This window comes from Streptomyces sparsogenes subsp. cuspidosporus, assembly GCF_039532705.1.
Lineage (GTDB): Bacteria > Actinomycetota > Actinomycetes > Streptomycetales > Streptomycetaceae > Streptomyces > Streptomyces sparsogenes.
Genome location: NZ_BAAASD010000018.1, coordinates 57,149 through 75,956 on the forward strand (window position 1 = coordinate 57,149; position 18,808 = coordinate 75,956).

General features: G+C 73.6%; 21 protein-coding genes. 10 read left to right on the forward strand and 11 right to left on the reverse strand.

What is annotated here, in order from left to right; all coding sequences use genetic code 11:
- Nucleotides 1–30 precede the first annotated feature (30 nt).
- Together ABFY07_RS21815 and ABFY07_RS21820 are read left to right on the forward strand one after the other, a co-directional pair.
- Nucleotides 31–864 carry an aldo/keto reductase gene (locus tag ABFY07_RS21815; RefSeq protein ID WP_346176117.1) on the forward strand — a complete coding sequence of 278 codons (834 nt, stop codon included), beginning with the start codon at nucleotides 31–33 and terminating at the stop codon, nucleotides 862–864.
- 341 nt (nucleotides 865–1,205) lie between these two features.
- The gene (locus tag ABFY07_RS21820; protein ID WP_346176118.1) at nucleotides 1,206–2,396 is read left to right on the forward strand and encodes a S1 family peptidase; all 1,191 of its coding nucleotides are present in this window, start codon (nucleotides 1,206–1,208) and stop codon (nucleotides 2,394–2,396) included.
- Nucleotides 2,397–2,481: 85 nt separating this feature from the next.
- Here ABFY07_RS21820 and ABFY07_RS21825 read toward each other — a convergent pair whose 3' ends face one another.
- Together ABFY07_RS21825 and ABFY07_RS21830 are read right to left on the reverse strand one after the other, a co-directional pair.
- The gene (locus ABFY07_RS21825; protein ID WP_346176119.1) at nucleotides 2,482–3,411 is read right to left on the reverse strand and encodes a class I SAM-dependent methyltransferase; all 930 of its coding nucleotides are present in this window, start codon (nucleotides 3,409–3,411) and stop codon (nucleotides 2,482–2,484) included.
- 129 nt (nucleotides 3,412–3,540) lie between these two features.
- Nucleotides 3,541–3,846: a 4a-hydroxytetrahydrobiopterin dehydratase gene (locus ABFY07_RS21830; protein WP_346176120.1), complete on the reverse strand. Its 306-nt coding sequence runs from the start codon at nucleotides 3,844–3,846 to the stop codon at nucleotides 3,541–3,543.
- Nucleotides 3,847–3,940: 94 nt separating this feature from the next.
- On the opposite strand from ABFY07_RS21830, the gene ABFY07_RS21835 reads away from it, so the two are divergent.
- The gene (locus tag ABFY07_RS21835) at nucleotides 3,941–4,744 is read left to right on the forward strand and encodes a helix-turn-helix domain-containing protein (protein WP_346176121.1); all 804 of its coding nucleotides are present in this window, start codon (nucleotides 3,941–3,943) and stop codon (nucleotides 4,742–4,744) included.
- Here the strand turns inward: ABFY07_RS21835 and ABFY07_RS21840 are convergent.
- Both ABFY07_RS21840 and ABFY07_RS21845 read right to left on the reverse strand, forming a co-directional pair.
- Nucleotides 4,734–5,120: a nuclear transport factor 2 family protein gene (locus ABFY07_RS21840; RefSeq protein WP_346176122.1), complete on the reverse strand. Its 387-nt coding sequence runs from the start codon at nucleotides 5,118–5,120 to the stop codon at nucleotides 4,734–4,736. The two genes, ABFY07_RS21835 and ABFY07_RS21840, sit on opposite strands and share 11 nt — an antisense overlap.
- A gap of 176 nt (nucleotides 5,121–5,296) precedes the next feature.
- Nucleotides 5,297–6,046, reverse strand: a complete 750-nt coding sequence (locus ABFY07_RS21845; protein WP_346176123.1) for a hypothetical protein — start codon at nucleotides 6,044–6,046, stop codon at nucleotides 5,297–5,299.
- Nucleotides 6,047–6,180: 134 nt separating this feature from the next.
- Here ABFY07_RS21845 and ABFY07_RS21850 point away from each other — a divergent pair, with 134 nt between their 5' ends.
- Nucleotides 6,181–6,777, forward strand: coding sequence for a TetR/AcrR family transcriptional regulator (locus ABFY07_RS21850; protein ID WP_346176124.1), 597 nt, complete (start codon nucleotides 6,181–6,183; stop codon nucleotides 6,775–6,777).
- Complete coding sequence (locus tag ABFY07_RS21855; protein WP_346176125.1) at nucleotides 6,774–8,201, forward strand: MFS transporter; 1,428 nt, start codon at nucleotides 6,774–6,776, stop codon at nucleotides 8,199–8,201. Before ABFY07_RS21850 ends, ABFY07_RS21855 begins: the two co-directional genes overlap by 4 nt.
- Nucleotides 8,202–8,229: 28 nt before the next feature.
- Here the strand turns inward: ABFY07_RS21855 and ABFY07_RS21860 are convergent, their stop codons facing one another.
- The 4 genes from ABFY07_RS21860 to ABFY07_RS21875 form a co-directional block, all read right to left on the reverse strand.
- Nucleotides 8,230–9,684, reverse strand: coding sequence for an amino acid permease (locus tag ABFY07_RS21860; RefSeq protein WP_346176126.1), 1,455 nt, complete (start codon nucleotides 9,682–9,684; stop codon nucleotides 8,230–8,232).
- A 36-nt stretch (nucleotides 9,685–9,720) separates the two neighbouring features.
- On the reverse strand, nucleotides 9,721–11,916 hold the full coding sequence (locus tag ABFY07_RS21865) for a phage holin family protein (protein WP_346176200.1): 2,196 nt from the start codon (nucleotides 11,914–11,916) through the stop codon (nucleotides 9,721–9,723).
- A 208-nt stretch (nucleotides 11,917–12,124) separates the two neighbouring features.
- Nucleotides 12,125–13,150, reverse strand: a complete 1,026-nt coding sequence (locus ABFY07_RS21870; protein ID WP_346176127.1) for a dipeptidase — start codon at nucleotides 13,148–13,150, stop codon at nucleotides 12,125–12,127.
- Between the two features lie 251 nt (nucleotides 13,151–13,401).
- Nucleotides 13,402–13,998, reverse strand: coding sequence for a MarR family winged helix-turn-helix transcriptional regulator (locus ABFY07_RS21875; protein WP_346176128.1), 597 nt, complete (start codon nucleotides 13,996–13,998; stop codon nucleotides 13,402–13,404).
- A 112-nt stretch (nucleotides 13,999–14,110) separates the two neighbouring features.
- On the opposite strand from ABFY07_RS21875, the gene ABFY07_RS21880 reads away from it, so the two are divergent.
- Entirely contained in the window at nucleotides 14,111–14,893 is a 783-nt protein-coding gene (locus tag ABFY07_RS21880) for an MBL fold metallo-hydrolase (RefSeq protein WP_065965824.1), read from the forward strand.
- Nucleotides 14,893–15,552: a DedA family protein gene (locus ABFY07_RS21885; RefSeq protein ID WP_428836985.1), complete on the forward strand. Its 660-nt coding sequence runs from the start codon at nucleotides 14,893–14,895 to the stop codon at nucleotides 15,550–15,552. Before ABFY07_RS21880 ends, ABFY07_RS21885 begins: the two co-directional genes overlap by 1 nt.
- Nucleotides 15,553–15,591: 39 nt before the next feature.
- Here ABFY07_RS21885 and ABFY07_RS21890 read toward each other — a convergent pair whose 3' ends face one another.
- The 3 genes from ABFY07_RS21890 to ABFY07_RS43195 form a co-directional block, all read right to left on the reverse strand.
- Nucleotides 15,592–15,777 carry a hypothetical protein gene (locus tag ABFY07_RS21890; protein WP_346176130.1) on the reverse strand — a complete coding sequence of 62 codons (186 nt, stop codon included), beginning with the start codon at nucleotides 15,775–15,777 and terminating at the stop codon, nucleotides 15,592–15,594.
- Between the two features lie 86 nt (nucleotides 15,778–15,863).
- Nucleotides 15,864–16,004: a hypothetical protein gene (locus ABFY07_RS43190; protein ID WP_428836982.1), complete on the reverse strand. Its 141-nt coding sequence runs from the start codon at nucleotides 16,002–16,004 to the stop codon at nucleotides 15,864–15,866.
- Nucleotides 16,001–16,150 (reverse strand): hypothetical protein, encoded by a 150-nt coding sequence (locus ABFY07_RS43195; RefSeq protein WP_428836983.1) that lies wholly within the window; start codon nucleotides 16,148–16,150, stop codon nucleotides 16,001–16,003. Before ABFY07_RS43195 ends, ABFY07_RS43190 begins: the two co-directional genes overlap by 4 nt.
- A 339-nt stretch (nucleotides 16,151–16,489) precedes the next feature.
- On the opposite strand from ABFY07_RS43195, the gene ABFY07_RS21900 reads away from it, so the two are divergent.
- From ABFY07_RS21900 to ABFY07_RS21910, 3 genes are read left to right on the forward strand one after another with little or no spacing between them, the layout of a single operon-like run.
- The gene (locus ABFY07_RS21900) at nucleotides 16,490–17,233 is read left to right on the forward strand and encodes a helix-turn-helix domain-containing protein (protein WP_346176131.1); all 744 of its coding nucleotides are present in this window, start codon (nucleotides 16,490–16,492) and stop codon (nucleotides 17,231–17,233) included.
- A gap of 3 nt (nucleotides 17,234–17,236) precedes the next feature.
- On the forward strand, nucleotides 17,237–17,707 hold the full coding sequence (locus tag ABFY07_RS21905) for an NUDIX domain-containing protein (protein WP_346176201.1): 471 nt from the start codon (nucleotides 17,237–17,239) through the stop codon (nucleotides 17,705–17,707).
- A gap of 47 nt (nucleotides 17,708–17,754) precedes the next feature.
- Entirely contained in the window at nucleotides 17,755–18,783 is a 1,029-nt protein-coding gene (locus tag ABFY07_RS21910) for a S41 family peptidase (protein WP_346176132.1), read from the forward strand.
- The last annotated feature ends 25 nt before the right edge of the window (nucleotides 18,784–18,808 follow it).

An 18,808-nucleotide genomic window follows, 5' to 3' on the forward strand; every position in this document is an offset into this window, starting at 1 on the left:
ACTCGCATTCGACGTAAGGATCGACCGCTCGTGAGCAAGGTCCCCTTCATCACCCTCAACAACGGCGTCCGCATGCCGCAGCTCGGCTTCGGCGTCTGGCAGGTCCCGGACGACGAGGCCGCCGACGCCGTCAGCACGGCCCTGGAGTCCGGTTACCGCAGCATCGACACCGCGGCGATCTACGGCAACGAGGAGGGCACGGGAAGGGCCATCGCCGCGTCGGGTCTCCCGCGCGACGAGCTGTTCGTGACCACCAAGCTGTGGAACTCCGACCACGGCTACGACTCCACGCTGCGCGCCTTCGACGCCTCGCTGTCCAAGCTCGGCCTGGAGTACGTGGACCTGTACCTGATCCACTGGCCGCTGCCGGAGGTCGACAAGTACGTGGACACGTGGAAGGCGTTCGAGAAGATCTACGCCGAGGGCCGCGCCAAGGCCATCGGACTCTCCAACTTCCACCCGGCCCATATCCAGCGGCTGCTCTCGGAGACCGAGATCACCCCGGTGATCGACCAGATCGAGCTGCACCCGCAGCTCCAGCAGGCGGAGCTGCGCGCCTTCAACTCCCGCCACAACATCGCCACCGAGGCCTGGTCCCCGCTCGGCCAGGGCAAGGGCCTGCTGGAGGACGCCCGGCTCGCGGCCATCGCCGACAAGCACGGCAAGTCCCCGGCGCAGGTGGTGCTCCGCTGGCACCTGGACCTGGGCAATGTGGTGATCCCCAAGTCGGTCACGCCCTCCCGTATCAAGGAGAACATCGACGTGTTCGACTTCGAGCTGGACGCGAACGACCTCGCCACGATCGACGGGCTGGACTCCGGCAACCGCCTCGGCCCGGACCCGGAGACCTTCAACGTGGTCTGAGCCGGGCCGCCCCGGCCGCATCGCGCCCCCGTCCTCCCGGAGAGCCCACAGCGGACTCCCGGGGAGGGCGGGGGCGCGGTCGCGCAACCGCTGAGTTGGCGGCGGCTGTTCGGGTGGCGTCGCCGCGCCCCGGGGCCGGGCGGGCAGGAGGGCCGGCCGGGCGCCGGGCGGCCTCCGGCGGCGAGTCCGGGGCGGTCGGGCGGGGTGTCCGGCGGGGCGCAACCGGCTTGTCCGGCGGAGCGCAACCGGGGGGTGCGGGCAGGCGAGCGGCCCGTGTCGTACCGGCTTACGTTGACGCCAGCCCCCACGACCCCAGCCCCCCGACACGAGGAGACACCCCGATGCTCCGCAGCCACAGACCTGCCCTGACCGCCGGTTGTGCCATCGCCATCGCCGCCCTCACCCTGACCGGGATACCCGCCCTGGCCGCGATACCCGCCGCCGGCCCCGGCCCCACGGCCGGCGCCCGCACCGGGGTGCCCACCGAGGTCCCCGCCGAGATGCTCGACTCGATGCGGCGCGACCTGGGGCTGACGGCCGAGGAGGCGAAGGCCAGGATCACCAACGAATACCGGGCCGGCACGGCCGCGCCGGCGCTGCGCAGGAGTCTGGGGACCGCCTTCGGGGGCGCGTGGGTGACGGGGAAGACGGCCGAGCTCACCGTCGCCACCACCGACCAGGCCCGGCACGGCACGATCACCGCCGCCGGCGCCAAGGCCGTGACGGTCAGCCACAGCCTGGACGACCTCACCACCGCGAAGGCCGCTCTGGACCGCACGGCCGAGCGCCGGGCGCCGGCGGCCGTGGCGGCCTCCGTCTGGTACGTCGATGTGAAGAGCAACAGCGTCGTGGTCCAGTCCGCCGACCCCGCCAAGGCGTCCGACTTCGTGGCCGCCAGCGGTGTGGAGCGGGATGTCGTACGGATCGTGGAGTCCGCCGAGGAGCCGCACCCGCTGTACGACGTGCGCGGCGGCGAGGCGTACTACATCAACGGCACCGCCCGCTGCTCGATCGGGTTCTCGGTGACGAAGGACGCCCAGGGCGGCTTCGTCACCGCCGGCCACTGCGGCCAGGCGGGCGCCACCACCACCGGGGTCAACCGCGTCGCCCAGGGCACCTTCCAGGGCTCGCGCTTCCCGGGCAACGACTACGCGTGGGTGGCGGTCAGCGACGAATGGGCGCCCGGCCCCGTGGTGCTCGGCCCGGGCGGCGCCGCCGTCACGGTCGCCGGCTCCCAGCAGGCGCCGGTGGGCTCCTCCGTCTGCCGCTCCGGCTCGACGACCGGCTGGCACTGCGGCACGATCGAGCAGCTCGACACCAGTGTGCGGTACACCGAGGGCCTGGTCAGCGGCCTGTCCCGGACGACCGTGTGCGCCGAGCCCGGCGACTCCGGCGGCTCGTACATCTCCGGCAGCCAGGCCCAGGGCATCACCTCGGGCGGCTCCGGCAACTGCACGGCCGGCGGCACCACGTACTTCCAGCCGGTCAACCCGATCCTCGAGGCGTACGGCCTCGCCCTCAAGACCGGCTGACAGCAGGGCAGCGCGACCGGGCCCCGGCCGCCGCCGGGGCCCGGTCGCGCGGGCCGGACGCCGGGCGCCGGGCAGGGCGCCGGGCTCAGTCGGCGGGCCGGACCGCCGCGTGGACGGTGGTGGCGCTCAGCCAGAACACGTCCGGCCGGCGCAGCACGCCCGCCTCGTCGTCGGGGTCGAGCAGCCGGTCGAGCGTGGCGCGGTCGGTCGCGTCGAGGCGGTCGGCCAGCCGTTCGGCCAGCCGGGCGAGCTCGGCGTGCAGGAAGCGGCGGGCCGGGGGGTCGAGCGGGGCGGGCAGGTCGAGCAGGAAGGACTTGCTGCGGGCGCCGGTCAGCCCGGCGGCCGTGAGCATGGCCGGCCAGTCCTCGACCGTCTCCTCGGCGCCGGGCAGTCCGGCCCGCATGTCGGCGTACCCCTCCTCCTGCGCGGCGTCGAGGCGGGTCAGCAGGCCGGGGCGGCCGATGCCGATGTCGCGGGGCAGCACGCGCGGCTGCAGCCCGCCCTCGGCCACGGCCAGCACCCCGCCGGGGCGCAGCGCGGCGGCGAGCCGGTTGAGGGCCCCCTGCTGGTCCCCCAGGTGGTGCACCGACTTGCTGGCCCAGATCAGCTCGGCCTCCCCCGCCCCGGCCAGCCCGTCGGGCAGGTCGGCCAGGTGGGTCCGTACGCGGTCGGCGACGCCGAGCCGGGCCGCGCGGTCGCGGGCCCGGGCCAGCAGCTCCGGGGTGCCGTCCACGGCCACCACCTCGGCGTCGGGGAAGGCGCGCGCGAACAGGCAGGCGGCGCCGCCGGGCCCGCTGCCCACGTCGAGCGCGCGGCGCACGGGCCCGCTGAGCAGCCCGCGCAGCCACTCGGCGGCCTGCTCGACGACGGGGGTGTGGAGATCCGCGCTCTGTTCGAGGACCGGTCCGAAGGAGGCCCAGTCGAAGTCCTCGGCGTCGCCGTGCCCGTGCCCGTGCCCGTGGCTGTGGCTGTGGGTGTGGGTGTGGTGGGTGTGGGTGTGCTGGTGTCCGGTCATGTCAGGAGGGTGCTCCGGTCGCCGGGGCGACGGCAAACTTTGTTGCCGGTCCCGCAAGCGGAGGGTCTGATACCGGAGACCCGCCGGGCGCGGGCTCCGAGGGCGCGGGCCCCGGCCGGGAGGAGCCTTCTAGGCCACGCCCTGCACGCGGGCGATCTCCTCGACGCGGCGCGCCAGCCGGAGGTCCAGCTCGGTCACCTTGCCGCCGGCGCTGTGGGTGTTCACCGAGACGCCGACCTTGTTGTAGCCGAGGGTCAGGTCGGAGTGGTGTCCCAGCTCCTCCTGCGCCTCGGCGACCTCGGCGACCAGCCGGGCGGCGGCCGGGTGTCCGGGAAAGGAGTACGTGCGCACCAGCCGGTCGTCCCGCAGCGACCAGCCGGGGAGGTCCGCCAGACCCCGCTCGATCTCCTCGTCCGTCAGCGGCTCGACTGCCATGGGGGTATCCCTTTCGTCGCGACTCCTCCCACCTTCCCACGCGCCGCGCGGGCCACGCGCGGGGCGGGGACGCGCGTTCGGTTACCGTCGGGGCATGACGACTGCCGTGATTGCCCCGGGGGTGGGGGCGCTGCTGCGCGAATGGCGGGACCGGCGGCGGATCAGCCAGCTCGAGCTCGCGCTGCGCGCCGACTCCTCCGCCCGCCACATCAGCTTCATCGAGACCGGGCGGGCCAGGCCCAGCCAGGAGATGGTGCTGCGGCTCGCCGAGCACCTCGACGTGCCCGTGCGCGAGCGCAACGCCCTGCTGATCGCGGCGGGTTACGCGCCGCACTACCCGGAGACCTCGGTGGACGATCCGTCGATGGGGCCCCTGCGCGAGGGGATGGAGCGGCTGCTGACGGGCTACGACCCGTACCCGGCGATCGTGGTCGACGGCATGTACCAGGTGGTGGCGGCCAACCGGGGCATGGGGATGTTGCTGGAGGGGGTCGCCGAGCACCTCCTCCGGCCGCCGATGAACGCGATGCGCATCACCTTGCACCCCGACGGCCTGGCCCCGCGCATCCGCAATCTGCGGGAGTGGCGCGGCCATCTGCTGGAGCAGATGGAGCGGCAGCTCGCGCTGATGCGGTCCTCGCCGCTGCGGAAGCTGTACGAGGAGGTCAGCGCCTATCCGCTGGGCGTGGGGGGCCGGGAGGAGGCGACCGTGGGCGGGGACCACGCGCCGTTCGCGCTACCCATGGTGATCGAGCACGCCGGCCATGTGCTGTCCTTCGTCTCCACGATCGCGACCTTCAACACCCCCATGGACGTCACCGTCTCCGAGCTGGCCATCGAGACCCTGCTGCCGGCCGACCCGGAGACGGCGCGGACCCTGCGGCGGCTCATGCCGTAGGCGCCGCCGGGACCCGGTCCAGGAAGCCGAGGACGGAGCGGATCCGGCCGTCCTCGGCCAGGGTGATCACATCGAAGCCGGCGACCGGCGCGGAGCCGTCGGCCGTGGAGACCAGCTCCCAGGTGAAGCGGGCGGTGTGGTGGTGTCCGTCCACGGTCCCGGTGTGCCGGAAGACGAAGCCGGGGAACTGCTCCTGGGCCCCGGCGATGACCGCGGCGAGCTGGTCGTGGCCGCTGACGTCGGCGAGCGGGTCGGTGTAGCCGCCGTCCTCGGTCCAGGCGGCGGCCACGGCCTTGGCGCGGGCCTCGGGGTCGGTCGCGTTCCACGCCTCGAAGTAGCGGGCGACGGCGGTCTCGTACTGCGACTGTGCGGTCATGGCAAGGCTCTCCTCGGTCATGGCGTCATGAAACGCGCTGGTGGGGCCGGGTTCCGAGCCGGAGTGCGCCGGCCCGGAACCCGATGCCCCAACCTTGCCGTCGCCCGGCTTCCGGGTCGATTACCCGCCAGGTAATGGGCTGCGCCCGGACCCTGACAGCCGCTCAAAGCAGCCGCTCAGGACAGCTCCGACCAGGCCTTCTCCACGAGGTCCGCGACCTTGGAGGGCCGGTTGGCCAGGCCGCTGCCGCTCGGCCGGATCTGGACGGTGAGCCCGTCGCCCGTGCGCTGGCAGTAGGTGACATGCACGGACTCCGCGGTGGGCTTGGAACCGGCCGGTGTGGGCTGGTTGTAGAGCACGCAGGAGACCTCACCGATCACCTTGAGCTCGTCCGGCGGCACGGCCAGGGCGAGCCTCTCGCGGTCCTCGTAGGGGACGTACGGCTTCGGCGAGCGGCTGCGGACCGCCACCAGGGTGACGGTCGTCTGGACGTCGTCGTCGGCGTACCGCTTCACCACGGCGGCGGCGCCGCCGTACGCCTCGGACAGCCGCTCGCCGCTCTTGCGGTCCTCCTCGACGAGGCCGTCCGCCATCTTCCCCGCCTTGGGGGCGCCCTCTTTGCGCTGGACGTCCGCGAAGGGTCTGAGCTCGCCGAGTTTCGCGGGGGCGGTGAGTTCGGCGCCGCCGCCCCCGCCGCCGAAGCCCCCGCCGCCGTCGTCGTCCGAGAGCAGGACCGGTATGCCGGCCAGGGCGAGCCCGACGACGAGCCCGATCACCCCGCTGACCAGGGGACGGCGCGGCGAGAACCGGCCCGGCCGCGACGGCCCGGCCGGGCCGGCCGGGGCGGCGGGGAAGGCGGGGGGCGGTCCGGGCTGGGAGGGGACACCGGCGGGCTGAGGGGGCGTCGGCGGATACTGCTCGGTCATCTGGGCCTCACGTTCTTCCAGGGCGTCGGCTTGCCTTGGCGCCTCATTCTGTCCCAACGCGTCGGCGGAGAGGTGGAGTAGGCCGACGGGGAAGCCGAGTAGACAGTGTCTACGTACTTTGGTAGACAGTGTCTATGAGTGAGCAGGAAACGGGGCTGCGGTCCCGTCTGATCGAGGTCGGCGTCGACCTGGTGACCAGCGAGGGGATGCAGTCCCTGTCGCTGCGGGAGATCGCCCGCCGGGCCGGGGTCTCCCACGGGGCCCCGCGCCGCTACTTCCCCACCCACCTGGACCTGTTGTCCGCGATCGCGCGCCAGGGCTTCGGCGCGCTGGCCGCCGAGGTCGCCGAGGCGGTCGGCGACGGCCGGGCGGGGCCGCGCGACCAGCTGATGGCGCTGGGCCGGGTCTATCTGGAGTTCGCCTTGGGCAACCGCGGCATGTTCGAGCTGATGTTCCGTCATGACCTGCTGGAGAGCGACCGCCTCGGCCTGCGCGACACCAGCCTGCCGCTGTTCGAGGTGCTGGTGGACCTGGTGGCCCGGGCACGGCCGGCGGCGGACGCGGAGGCGCGGGTCGTCGCGGGCGCGCTGTGGGCCAATCTGCACGGCGTCGCCCAGCTGTGGGGGTGGGGCAGCCTCCAGCTCGCGGTGGCCACCGACGACGTCGAGCCGCTGCTGCGCGCCACGCTGGAGGCGCACCTGGGGCCGACCCGCGGGCCGGAGGAGGGATGACCCCACCGCGCCACCGCCACCAACTGCTGACGCTCGTCGGAAGCGTCACCGGGGCCGTGATCGTCGCCCTGGACGGCACGGTGCTGACCATCGCGCAGCCCGCCATGCGGCGGGACCTGCATGCCTCGTTCACCGCCGTCCAGTGGACCAGCACCGGCTATCTCATCGCCGTGGCGGGCCTGCTGGTCTTCGCCGGCCGCCTCGGCGACCGCTACGGCCACCAGCGGCTCTTCGCCGTCGGCACCCTGGGCTTCGCCGCCACCTCGGCGGGCATCGGCCTGGCGCCCGGGATCGGCTGGGTGATCGGGCTGCGCGTCGCCCAGGGGGTCTTCGGCGCGCTGCTGCAACCGGCCACCCTGGGGATGCTGCGGGCCGCGTATCCGCCGGACCGGATCGGCGTGCCCATCGCCTGGCGCACCAGCGCCATCGGGGTGGCGGCCGCGGCCGGGCCGGTGGTCGGCGGGGCGCTGACCGCCCAGCTGGGCTGGCGCGCCGTCTTCTTCCTGAGCGTCGTACCGGCGCTGGCGATCGGCGTCGGGGCGCTCGTCGTCCGCCTCCCGGCGCCGAAGCCGGCGCCCGACGTCCGGCTCGACCTGCCCGGCGCCTTTCTGCTCGCGGTGGCGCTGGTGTGTCTGGTGCACACGCTCGTCGCGATACCGGAGACCGGCTGGACGGCGGCCACCGCGCTCGGCCTCGCCGCCGTCGCGGCCGCCGGCGGCGCCCTCGTCCGGCACGCGCGGCGCACCGCGCACCCCCTGGTGCCGCCCGGCCTGCTGCGGTCCGCGCCGGTCGCCTCGGGCCTGAGCGTCCTGGTGGCCGCGTCGGCGTCGGTCTTCGGGGCCCTGTTCGTCGGCACGTACTTCCTCCAGGACGTGCTCGCGCTCGACCCGCTGGAGAGCGGGCTGAGAGCGCTGCCGCTGCCCGCGATGATGGTGCTGGGCGCGCCGGTCTGCGTCCGTCCGCTGCGCCGGTACGGGGCGCGCCGGACGGCGATGGCGGGGATGGCGCTGCTGGCGCTCGGCCTGCTGCTGTTCTCCCGGCTCGACGCGGGCTCGACGGCCCTGGCGATCGGCGGCTGTTTCCTCCTGATGGGCGCCGGCTTCGGCGCGGTGATGGTCACCACGACGTCCGTGATCGTGCGCCACGCGCCGGTGGACCACGCGGGGGTGGCCGGGGGGCTCCAGCAGACCGCGCTGAACGTGGGCCCGACGCTGGGGGTCGCCGGGGCGACCACGCTGATGGCCCTCGCCGCGCCCCGCGCGGGCGGCGGCGGTGCGGGCGGCGGCGGGCCGCTGTGGGCGGGCGGCGAGTTCCTGCCCGCCATGGGCGTCACACTGCCGGTGCTCGCGGCCGTGGCCGCGGCCGGTGTGCCGCTGGCGGCGGGGTTGCCCGGGCGCGCGGCCGTCCGGGCGCGCAAGGCCTGACGCGGGCGCGTAAGGCGCGCGTCGGCCCTCAGCCGACGGTCTCGGCCGCCGGGGACGCGCCGTCCGCCGGGGCCGCCTGCGGGGCCGCCTGCGGGACGGCCCGCGGGTCGGCCTGCGAGGCGGCCCGCGGGTCGGCCTGCGAGGCGGCCCGCGGGTCGGGGCCCGGCCGGGTGGCGGCGCGGCGGGCGGCCATCAGGACGTACACCAGCACACCGGCGAAGAGGAAGAGCGTGCCCTGGTACACGGCGGCGTATCCGGCGCCCGCGACCAGCCAGAAGGAGAAGCCGAAGCCGACCAGCGCGAGCACCAGGTCCCGGGCGAAGCGGCGGGGGCGCACCTCGTCCCGGCGCCCCGACAGCAGGAAGTGCACCTGCGCGCCGGTGGCCAGCAGATACGGGACGGTCGCCGAGAAGGTGGTGATGAGGACCAGCGTCTCGAACACCCCCGCCGAGCCCGAGGTGTAGTTGATCACGGTCAGCAGCGAGGCGAGGGCCGTGCCGACCAGCACGCCGAAGGTCGGCACCCCGCGCCGCTTGGTGGCGAACGCGGCGGGGAAGAGCCCGTCGCGGGCCGCCGCGTAGGGCGCCTGGGCGCTCATCAGGATCCAGCCGTTGAGCGCGCCGACGATGGACACCACGGCGGCCAGGGCGATGAGGGTGCCGCCCCAGGAGCCGCCGAACATGGCGTCGACGGCGTCGGAGAACGGCGCGGTGGAGTGCACCAGGTCCCGGTGGGCGACGGTGCCGAAGACCGACAGCGTGCCGATGAGGTAGACCACGGCGGCGCCGACGGTGCCCAGCACGCTGGCCCGCCCCACGTTGCGCTCCGGGTCGCGCACCTCGCCCGCGCTCATCGACGCGGACTCGACACCCACGTAGCTGTAGAGCAGGATCGCGGCCGCCGCCGAGAGGCCGCCGATCCCGCTGCCGCCGCCGGTGTTGAACGGGCCGAGGTTGTGCGGGTCGAAGAAGAAGAGCCCGGCGACGGCGACGAACAGCAGCGGCACGAACTTCAGCACCGTGGAGACGATCTGCACCGCGCCCACCCAGCGCGTGCCCGCCAGGTTCGCGAGGGCCGGCAGCCACAGCGCGAGCAGCGCCACGGCCAGGTCCACACCCTTGGACCCGTGCCCGGGGGCGAGCACGTGGACGTAGCCGACGGCCGCGACCGCCAGCGCCGCGTTGCTCACCCAGGTCATGGTCCAGTACGACCAGGCGGACAGGAACCCCGCGAAATCGCCGAACGCCGCGCGCGCGTAGACGTACGGCCCGCCGGTGCGCGGGTCGCGCTCCGCCAGCCGCCCGAAGACGAGCGCGAGCGCGACGGCGCCCACGGTCAGGACGGCGAAGGCGAGCAGGCTGACGGTGCCGTACGGGGCGACGGAGGCGGGCAGCAGGAAGATGCCGCCGCCGATGATGTTCCCCATGACGAGCGCGGTCGCCGTGGGCAGGCCGAAGCGGCGGGCGGGGTGCGGGTCGTGCATTCTGCCATGGTCAGGGAAGGTGCACGGTACACAAAATCACCGGGTTTTGTCCGGCAGGGGCGGCGGGACCACCGGAGATGCTGCGGCGAGGGGGCCGGGCCGCCGTGATTCCTCGCCCGTCCCCGCGCCCGCGGCGGCCGTGCTCGTGCCCGTGCCCGCGGCAGCCGTGCCCGCGCCCGCACCCGCGGCGGCCGTCTGCCGTGGGATCTGCGGGCCGTCCGCCTCCCGCAGCCAGCGCCGCAGCACCGCGTGCACCCGCTCGGCCCCCACCAGTTCCTCGCCCGGCCGGGTGGGCGGGCTGAGCTGGACGGGCCACAGCAGAAACGGGTGGCTCTGCGCCCCGCCGAGCCCGCCGTGCGAGCCGATCTGCCCCTCGAAGGCGTGCACCTGGCCGGTCACCGGGTCGTACGCGGAGTTGACCATGATGTCGGCGGCGTTCGGGAAGCGCGCGGTGCGCCGCACGGCGGCCACGGCCCCCTCGCCGAACACCTCCAGCGGGCTGCGCCCCACGACCCGGCCGGTGTCGAGGTGGTGCTCGGCCCCGTCCGCGCCCAGCACCACCGCGCCGTGTCGCTCGGAGCGTACGAGCAGGAAGCCCACGCCGGGGTGATCGGCGAGGGCGCGCAGCAGCCCCGGGTGGCGGCGGTCGATCTCCTCGCGGCTCATCCGCCCCGGCACGTCGGGGAAGGACACCAGCCCGAGGTTTCCGGAGGCCAGCACCACGGGATCCGACGGGCCGTGGCCGTCGCCGGCCCGCTCGGGGCGGCGCAGGGCGGCGCGCGCCGTCTCGCGGGCCTCCGCTCCGGTGGGGGTGCGCTCGGCGCGGCGCGGCACGGGCAGTCCGCATCCGGCCCTGACCAGGTCCTCCAGCGTGAGGCCGTAGGCGTCGGCGAAGGTCGCGCCGGGGCTCTGCCCGTGGTCGGAGAGCAGCACGATCCGGTAGTCGCGCGGCGCGTGCTCGACGGCCCTGGCGATCAGGGCGACACAGCGGTCCAGGCGGCGCAGCACCTGGTGGGTGTCGCGGCTGCGCGGTCCGGAGTGGTGGGCGACCTCGTCGTACGCCACCAGGTCGGCGTAGATCGCGGTGCGCCCGGAGAGGACGTCCCCCATCACCGCGGCGACCACCACGTCCCGCTCCACGACGGTGGCGAAGGCGCGGATGAAGGGGTACAGCCCGCCCCGCCCCACGCGCGGCGTCTCGCGGCGCAGCCGGGCGCGCGTGGACTGGCCGAGTTCGCGGAGGACCTCGGCGAGGAAGGAGCCGGCGGTGCGGGTGGCGTTCGCCGGGTCCCTGAAGTACGCGAAGTAGCCGCTCCTGGAGCGGTTGTGTCTGCCGCGCCGGGCGGCCACGGAGAGCACCAGGGCCAGTTCCTCGGCGCCGCCGGTGAACAGGTTGCCGCGGCTGGCCCCGTCGACGGTGAGCAGCCCCTCGTGGCCGGTCCGGGCGGCGGCCCGGCGCTGCAGTTCGGCGGCGCTGGTGGGCCGGTTGCTGACCATCACCCGGCCGGTGTCCTTCTCGTACCAGCGGAAGGCGGGCACGTCCTCGTTGGAGCCGTGCAGGATGCCGAGCTGGCTGGCGCCGGTCTGGCTGGACCAGTCGGTGCGCCAGGGGCTGAGCGTATGGGTGGTGTCCACCCAGCCGGCGAGGGTCGGCATGAGCGGCGGCCGGTTTCCGCGGGGCCGCACCGCGTCCCGCAGCACCTCGTGTCCCACCCCGTCGAGCTGGAGGAACACCGTGCCGGGCGGCTGGGGCCGGCCGTCGCCGCCACCCAGCCGGCGGCGTCTTCGGTCCGCGAGCCGCACCAGCCGCCGGTGGTAGGCCTCGTCGTCCCGTACGGTCAGGAAGGTGCTGGTCGCCGAGGACGCGGCGGACATCACGGCCGCCACCACCACGGCGGTCTCCGGCTCGGCGGCCCCGCGCCCGTCGGGGATCAGGTTCAGCGCGAGCAGCAGCAGCGAGCCGTTGAGCGCGAAGACCAGCAGCCCGAGCACGAAGGCGGGCACCAGCAGCAGGGCGCGCACCAGCAGGGGCCACACCAGCGCGCTGAGCAGGCCGAAGGCCCCCGCCCCGCTCGCGGCGGTGACGGCGACCCGGGTCGCGCTGTCCCCGTCGGGGGACTGCAGCCGGAAGTCGGGCAGGATGCCGGCGAGGGCCAGCATGGTGAGCGTGGACACGGCCCACACCGCGATCACCCGCAGCAGGGCCGCGCCCACGGATTTCCAACGGGCCATCTGCACGCCGCACTCACCTCGCGTATCCACGCCCGCTCGGCACACGCGGGCGCCCCCAGCGTGTCACAGCCGATCCGCGGCCCGGCGCGCCCGGTTTCCCCGACAAGCCCGACCACGGGGCGGCCCGCTCGGGACGGCCTGCGCGGGACGGCCTACGCGGGGCGGCCTGCGCGGGACGGCCTACGCGGAGCGGCCTGCGCGGGACGGCCTACGCGGGGCGGCCCAGCTCCTTGCGGAACAGGTCCAGGAGGTTCCCGCCGAGCACCTTGGCGATGTCGGCCTCGGGAAGGCCCCTGCGGACCAGCGCCTCCGTCACCAGCGGCAGGCCGCGGGGGCCCTCGAGGCCCGGCACCACCAACTCGGCGTACTCCAGGTCCTCGCAGCACGGCGGGCTGGTGTCCGCGCTGACCTCCTTGATGAAGTCCGGCCCCAGGCCCACCCGGTCCACGCCCGCGACCTCGGCGATGTGCAGGATGTGGTCGGCCAGCCGGTCCACCGTGCGCTCGGCGGGGTCGGTGGCCAGGAACTCGCCGAGGAAGTTCACGCACACCATGCCGCCGGTGCCGACGATGCCCCGGATCTGCTCGTCGGTCAGGTTGCGGTGGTGGTCCAGCAGGGCGCGGGCGGAGGAGTGGGTGGCCAGCACGGGCCGGGTCGCCAGCTCCAGCACATGGGCGACGCCCGACGCGCTCAGGTGGGAGACGTCGAAGAGGATGCCCAGGCGCTCCATCTCCGCCAGCGCCGCCACCCCCGCCTCGGTGAGCCGGCTGCCGGTGGCGTCCTCGCCGCTGCCGTCGGCCAGGGCGGTACGGCCCCAGTGGGCGATGGACGCCACGCGCACGCCGAGCCGGTGCAGGGTCGGCAGCAGCTCCACGTTCGCGTCCAGGCCCGGGGCGCTCTCCAGCGCCAGGACCAGCGCGATCCTGCCCTCCTCCAGGGCGCGGTCGATGTCGGCCCCGTCCAGGCACAGCCGTACCTCGTCCGCGTTGCCCTCGGCTAGGGTGTGCGCGCACTCGATCATCCGCAGCGTCTCGCGCAGGGCGCCCTCGGGACGGAACCGGTCCTCGATGAAGACCGGCAGCACCTGGAGGTCCACCCCGCCCGCGCGCAGCTGGGGCAGCCACTGGTCGCGGAAGAAGGAGGCCCAGCGGCGCGGCGGGCGGGCGGTGACCGCGATCAGCAGGTCGTTGTGGGCGTCGGCGACCACCGCGCGACGGTGCAGTTCCGAGGACACGTACGGGCCATCCTTCGGGGTCGTGCGAGCGGATGGGGGAAGGGGTCCGGATCGGCGCGTCAAGAGGCGGGCCCGGGCTGGGCGAAGCGCTCGGACAGCTGGGCCGGGTCGTCGGTCGCTTCGGGTATTTCGGGCGGCAACGGCGGTCGTCCTCCTCATGGGGTCGGTGGCGGCCATCGTGCCGTACGGGTGGGTGTCCGGGCCACGGAATATCGTGCCGGGACCACGGCAGCGGTTCGCCCGGGGCCCGCTCAGCTCCCGGGCCCGCCAGCGACCCCGGGGGTGTTGGGGCTGTCGGGGGTCTCGGGCCCGTGGCCCCGCGCCGCCCGGTCGGCGGCTCCGACGGGGCACGCGACGCCGTCGGGCGTACACGCGGCCCGGTCGCACAGGCGGCACATCCGGTCGGCGTCGCCACACCCGCGGTACAGCCCGTCGAGCAGCTTCTCCAGCAGTCCGCCGAGGGCGCGGACCTCGGCCCGGTCGAGGGCGTCGAGCGCGGTGGCGAGGCGGGAGGTGCGGGCGGTCAGCAGGTGTTCGGCGGTCCGGCGGCCCTTGGCGGTGGGGTGGACACCGGTCCAGTTGCCGATGGAGCGCCGCCGCTCGACGAGCCCGCCGCGCTCCAGGCCGTCGACCATCCGCACTGCCGCGGACTGGGTGAGGCCGACCCTGCGGCCGAGTTCGGTCACGCTCACGCCCGGGTCGGCGTGCAGCACCACCAGCGCGGCGGCCGCGCTCATGCTGAGGCTGGAGGCCGCCACGGGGGCGGTGAGCAGGTCGTCGGTGATGGCCAGCGCCGCGGCCCCGAGCAGGTTGGCGACGCGTTCGGTGTCGTTCGCGCGTACATGCATGAGTCATGCATACCCCGGGGGAGGCCCTTCAACCGCCGACCGTGATCGGTGAGAGGATCGGCGGGCACGCGCCCGCCGGCGCGGGCGGCACGACGAAGGAGGGAGGCTCCGGGTGTCGGTGGAGGTCACCTGGTGGGGGCATGCCACGACCACCGTGCGGGACTCCGGCGTGCGGGTGCTGACCGACCCGCTGTTCGTACGGCGGCTGGCGCATCTGCGGCGCCGCCGGGGCGCCGTGCCGCCGCCCGCCGCCGCGGTCGCCGATGTGGCGCTGGTCTCCCATCTGCACGCCGACCACCTCCACCTCGCCTCGCTGATGCGGCTGCGCCCCGGCACCCGGCTGGTGGTGCCGCGCGGTGCCGGGCGGGCCGTGCCGGGGCTGCGGCGGGTGGCCGTCGCGCGGGACCTGCGGGTCACGGAGGTGCGGCCGGGCGAGGAGATCGCGGTGGGCGAGGTGCGGATACGGGCCGTGCCGGCCGCGCACGACGGCAGGCGGCTGCCGTACGGGCCGAGCCGGGTGCCCGCGCTCGGCTACGTCCTGCGCGGCGAGGCGACGACGTACTTCGCGGGCGACACCGGGCTGTTCGACGGCATGGCGCGGGCGGTGGGCGACTGCGACGTGGCGCTGCTGCCGGTCGGCGGCTGGGGCCCCTACCTCGGCCACGGCCACCTCGACGCCCACCGCGCCGCCGAGGCGCTGTCCCGGCTGGGCGCGCGCAGCGCGGTGCCCGTGCACTACGGCACGTACTGGCCGATCGGCCTGGACGGGGTGCGGCCGCACGAATTCCACGCGCCGGGCGAGGACTTCGTCCGCCACGCCGCGCGGCTGGCCCCCGACGCGGCGGTGCACGCCCTGGGGCACGGCGAGTGCGTACGTCTGGAGACCGCCAGGTGATCGACCGCCTACTCGACGAACTCGGCGACCTCGCGCGGAGCGTGCCGACCGAGTCCACCCAGCAGGCGGTGGGCTACCCCTCGCTGTTCCTGCTGGTGGTGCTCGGCTCCCTGGTGCCGGTGGTGCCGACGGGCGCGGTGGTCAGCTCAGCGGCGGTGGTGGCCATCCACCAGAGCGTGCCGCCCCTGTCGCTGCTCATCGTCTTCTCCCTCGCCTCCTTCGCCGCCTTCCTCGGGGACATCTCCCTGTACTGGCTCGGCCGGCGCGGGCTCCGCTCCAAGAACGGCTCCCGCTGGCTCGCCCAACTCCGCGGCCGCGCCGCGCCCGAGCGCCTGGCCCAGGCCCAGGGCCGCCTCGACGAGCACGAGGTGGCCGTGCTGGTGCTGTCCCGGCTCGTCCCGGCCGGGAGGATCCCGGTGATGCTCGCCTGTCTGCTCGCCCGGATGCCGCTGCGCCGCTTCGCGCACGGCGACGTCCCGGCGGTGCTGGCCTGGTCGGGCACCTACGCGCTCATCGGCATCCTGGGCGGCTCGCTCTTCGACCGCCCCTGGGAGGGCGTGGCGGCCGCGATCGCCCTGACCGTCCTGCTCGGCGCCGTCCCCGCCCTGTGGCGCCGCACCCGCGCCCGCCGCCGCGCGCAGAGCGAGGCGACGGGCTGAGACTGTGGTGCGACAAGCCCTACCGTGTTCGGTCGGACCTCAGTACCGCAGCCGGCCACCGGGGTAGTGGACCGACTCACGGCATTCCGGCACGCCGGCGGGAGCGGGCTGATTGCCGAGCGCGTAACACAGAGCCGCGTGCAGTTGCTCCGCCTCCACCGTCGTCAACACCAGCGACGCGAGTGCGATGTGCTGCCCGGAGCGGACGATCTGAAGCGGCAGCACGAGGTGGCCCTCCCGTTCACGGCGCAGACCCCGTCCCGGCACAGGGCCGACATCCCATTCCTCTGACCCACCCGTCCGAGGTCGGCTCATTCGTACATCCCCTTCTCAAGCTTCAGATCATCGTCCGGGCCGTCGAGCGGTTCACTGTCGGCGCGCCTGGGCAGCCGCCCGCCCCGGCTCTCGGCGACCCGCAACGCGTCGCGCAGCGCCCCACTCAGGCACTTCACGAGGAACCGCAGTCCCGCGCGCTGACCTTGTGATCGCTGAGCATCTCGCTCGTATGGCCGAGGAGTTCGGCCCCCGCCTTGAGCTGTACTGCCTCTATTTCGTCGGCGAGTCTCGACAGACGGCTGTTGCCGTCATCGTCCGTCACGAGATAGCAGCGCTTCCCGGCGTCGCCAGGCCACGGCAGCAAACGCGCTCGTGGCCTCATGTCCCCACCGCCTTTACGCCTTCGGCGGCCCGGTGCCGACCTGGAGCGGGCAGCACCAGCTCTAACAGCCATTCCACGGATCGAGCGATAGTCTTCCTCATGTTGACGCTCCTCACAGCGTTGACCGCGCTCCCGGGCCGCCTGCAACGGTCGCGGGAGCTTTTTGCGATCATCGCGCTGTCATCAGGACGCAGGAACCTCTCCTAAAGCCCACTTCGGGACGTCCTGCGCCAGGTAGAACGTCCCTAGTGCCGTCCCGACACCTGGGGAGAGACTCTGATGCCGAACGAGAGGCTACGCGCCGCCATGGCAGCCGGAGGCTGGACGTATGCCGCACTCGCGGCGAAGGTCGAGGTGGACCCCAAATCTGTCGAGAGGTGGGTCAACCTGAACCGTACTCCGCGACGCACTACGGCAATGGTGGCAGCGGAAACGTTAGGAGAAGACGTGCACGCCCTATGGCCGGCACTCCGCCAGGCGCGCGCCGCCCGGGCGGTCAGCCCCGAGCTCGTGGCGCTCTACGAGCAGCGCGCGGACCTCCCGGTATCCGCATTCGTGGAGATGCTGACGCAGGCCCGGGAACGGGTTGACGTGCTCGTGTACGCCGCCGTCTTCCTGCACGAGGCGTACCCCCGCCTGAATGATCTTCTACGGGAGCGAGCCGCCAGCGGCTGTGCCGTGCGGATCGCCGTTGGCGACGCCAACAGTCCCAACGTCCAGCAACGTGGCCAGGAAGAGAAGTTCGGCCACGGCATCGAGTCACGCTGCCGACTCGCGCTCATGCACTACCGGCCCCTCCTCGACACTCCGGGCATCGAGGTCCGGACCCACGGAACGACCCTCTACAACTCGCTCTACCGCGCAGATGATCAACTCATGGCCAACGCACATGTCTGGGGGGTGAACGCGTACGGCGCACCCGTCTGGCACCTCCGTCGACACAGCGAGGGTGGCATGTTCGACACCTACGTCCAGAGCTTCAACGCCGTGTGGGCGACGGCGACGCCGGTAGAGGAAAGGTGACCGCTGGTGCGGACCGAATACTACGACGATCCCGACGCCCCTGAGCCGAACAGCTTGGTTGTCGCCGCGTCCGCCGTGGTCACCGACGACACCGGGCGAATCCTGCTCCAGCGTCGCCGGGACAACGGCCTCTGGGCTCTGCCCGGCGGCGGCATGGATATGTCCGAATCCTTGCCAGGAACGGCAGTCCGCGAGGTCAAGGAGGAGACGGGACTCGAGGTAGAGATCACCGGACTCGTCGGCACGTACACCGACCCGCGCCATGTCATCGCCTACACGGACGGCGAGGTCCGCCGACAGTTCAACGTGTGCTTCACCGCCCGCGTTGTCGGGGGGCAGCTTGCGATCTCCGAGGAGTCCACAGAGCTTCGATTCGTGCCGCCGGAGGAACTCGCCGATCTACCCATGCACCACACCCAGCGGCTCCGGCTGCGTCACTTCCTGGAACGTCGCGAGCAGCCGTATCTCGGCTGAGTCCGTGAGCCGGGGGCGCGTCAGTCGACCTCCTACGATGAGAACCCATGGACCACATCAGTGGGTTATCACGGTGGGGCGTCCTGGCCTTGACGCTCCTCCTCGCGCTTGCGACCGCGTGCTCGCAGCATGAAGACACAGCACCCGGCCACCGGATGTCACCGAAAGCACGGACGTATCTCACGGCGGCACTGGACCTCATCCAGAAGCGGGCGCTGAAACGGGACGAAGTCGACTGGCCCGAGGTGCGCCGCACAGCGTTCACCCAGGCGGCGGACGCCCGGAAACCGAGCGGCACGTACCCAGCGATCGAGGGGGTTCTCAGTGCCCTCGGGGACGGCCACAGCCGCTTCTTGACTCCGGCGGCAGCCAAGCAGTCATCGGGGACATCCTTGGACACGATTCCCGGCCTGGTCGCCAAACGGTTGCGGAGCGGTCCGGGGTACGTGGCTCTCCCGGGTGTGCAGGGCTCGACGCACACGTATGACACGTACGTGCGTCAGGGCCAGGGCGCGGTCGCGGCAGCCGACCGGAAGGGCACCTGCGGCTGGGTGGTGGACCTGCGCGGGAACAGAGGCGGAAACATGTATCCCATGTTCGCCGTCATAGCGGCGATCCTGGGCGACGGGAATGTGGGCGCCTTCGTGGGGGCCGACGGCAAGCGCACCGTGTGGACGGTGAAAGACAGGAACCTGAAGGTCGGCACCAACCCGTCCCCGTTGCCGGCGGCCAGGCCGCTGTCGCGTACGCAACCGGCCGTGGCCGTCCTGACCGACAGCCAAACCGCGAGTGCCGGAGAAGCGGTCACCGTGGCCTTCCGGGGCCGCCCCGCGACCCGCAGCTTCGGCATGAGGACCTCAGGGGTTCCCACCGGCAACCGCCGCCACCGCCTTTCCGACGGTGCGGCGCTCGTGCTCACCGAAATGATGGAAGCGGACCGAACCGGACGCACGTACGACGGACCAATCCCGCCGGACGAGGAGTTCCTCGTCGAGCCCAAGGACATCGGCACCAACCGTGACCGCGCCCTGGAGGCAGCCACCCGCTGGCTCGGGAAACAACCCGACTGCCAGTGAACGATCGATGCTCGCCATTGCGAGG

Coding starts and splice junctions, on each gene's coding strand:
- ABFY07_RS21840 (WP_346176122.1), bottom strand. CDS start 5,120: ATGACCGCACAGTCGCAGTACGAGACCGCCGTCGCCCGCTACTTCGAG.
- ABFY07_RS21910 (WP_346176132.1), top strand. CDS start 17,755: ATGGACCACATCAGTGGGTTATCACGGTGGGGCGTCCTGGCCTTGACG.
- ABFY07_RS21865 (WP_346176200.1), bottom strand. CDS start 11,916: ATGGCCCGTTGGAAATCCGTGGGCGCGGCCCTGCTGCGGGTGATCGCG.
- ABFY07_RS21820 (WP_346176118.1), top strand. CDS start 1,206: ATGCTCCGCAGCCACAGACCTGCCCTGACCGCCGGTTGTGCCATCGCC.
- ABFY07_RS21850 (WP_346176124.1), top strand. CDS start 6,181: ATGAGTGAGCAGGAAACGGGGCTGCGGTCCCGTCTGATCGAGGTCGGC.
- ABFY07_RS21835 (WP_346176121.1), top strand. CDS start 3,941: ATGACGACTGCCGTGATTGCCCCGGGGGTGGGGGCGCTGCTGCGCGAA.
- ABFY07_RS21855 (WP_346176125.1), top strand. CDS start 6,774: ATGACCCCACCGCGCCACCGCCACCAACTGCTGACGCTCGTCGGAAGC.
- ABFY07_RS21825 (WP_346176119.1), bottom strand. CDS start 3,411: ATGACCGGACACCAGCACACCCACACCCACCACACCCACACCCACAGC.
- ABFY07_RS21900 (WP_346176131.1), top strand. CDS start 16,490: ATGCCGAACGAGAGGCTACGCGCCGCCATGGCAGCCGGAGGCTGGACG.
- ABFY07_RS21860 (WP_346176126.1), bottom strand. CDS start 9,684: ATGCACGACCCGCACCCCGCCCGCCGCTTCGGCCTGCCCACGGCGACC.
- ABFY07_RS21830 (WP_346176120.1), bottom strand. CDS start 3,846: ATGGCAGTCGAGCCGCTGACGGACGAGGAGATCGAGCGGGGTCTGGCG.
- ABFY07_RS21845 (WP_346176123.1), bottom strand. CDS start 6,046: ATGACCGAGCAGTATCCGCCGACGCCCCCTCAGCCCGCCGGTGTCCCC.
- ABFY07_RS21875 (WP_346176128.1), bottom strand. CDS start 13,998: ATGCATGTACGCGCGAACGACACCGAACGCGTCGCCAACCTGCTCGGG.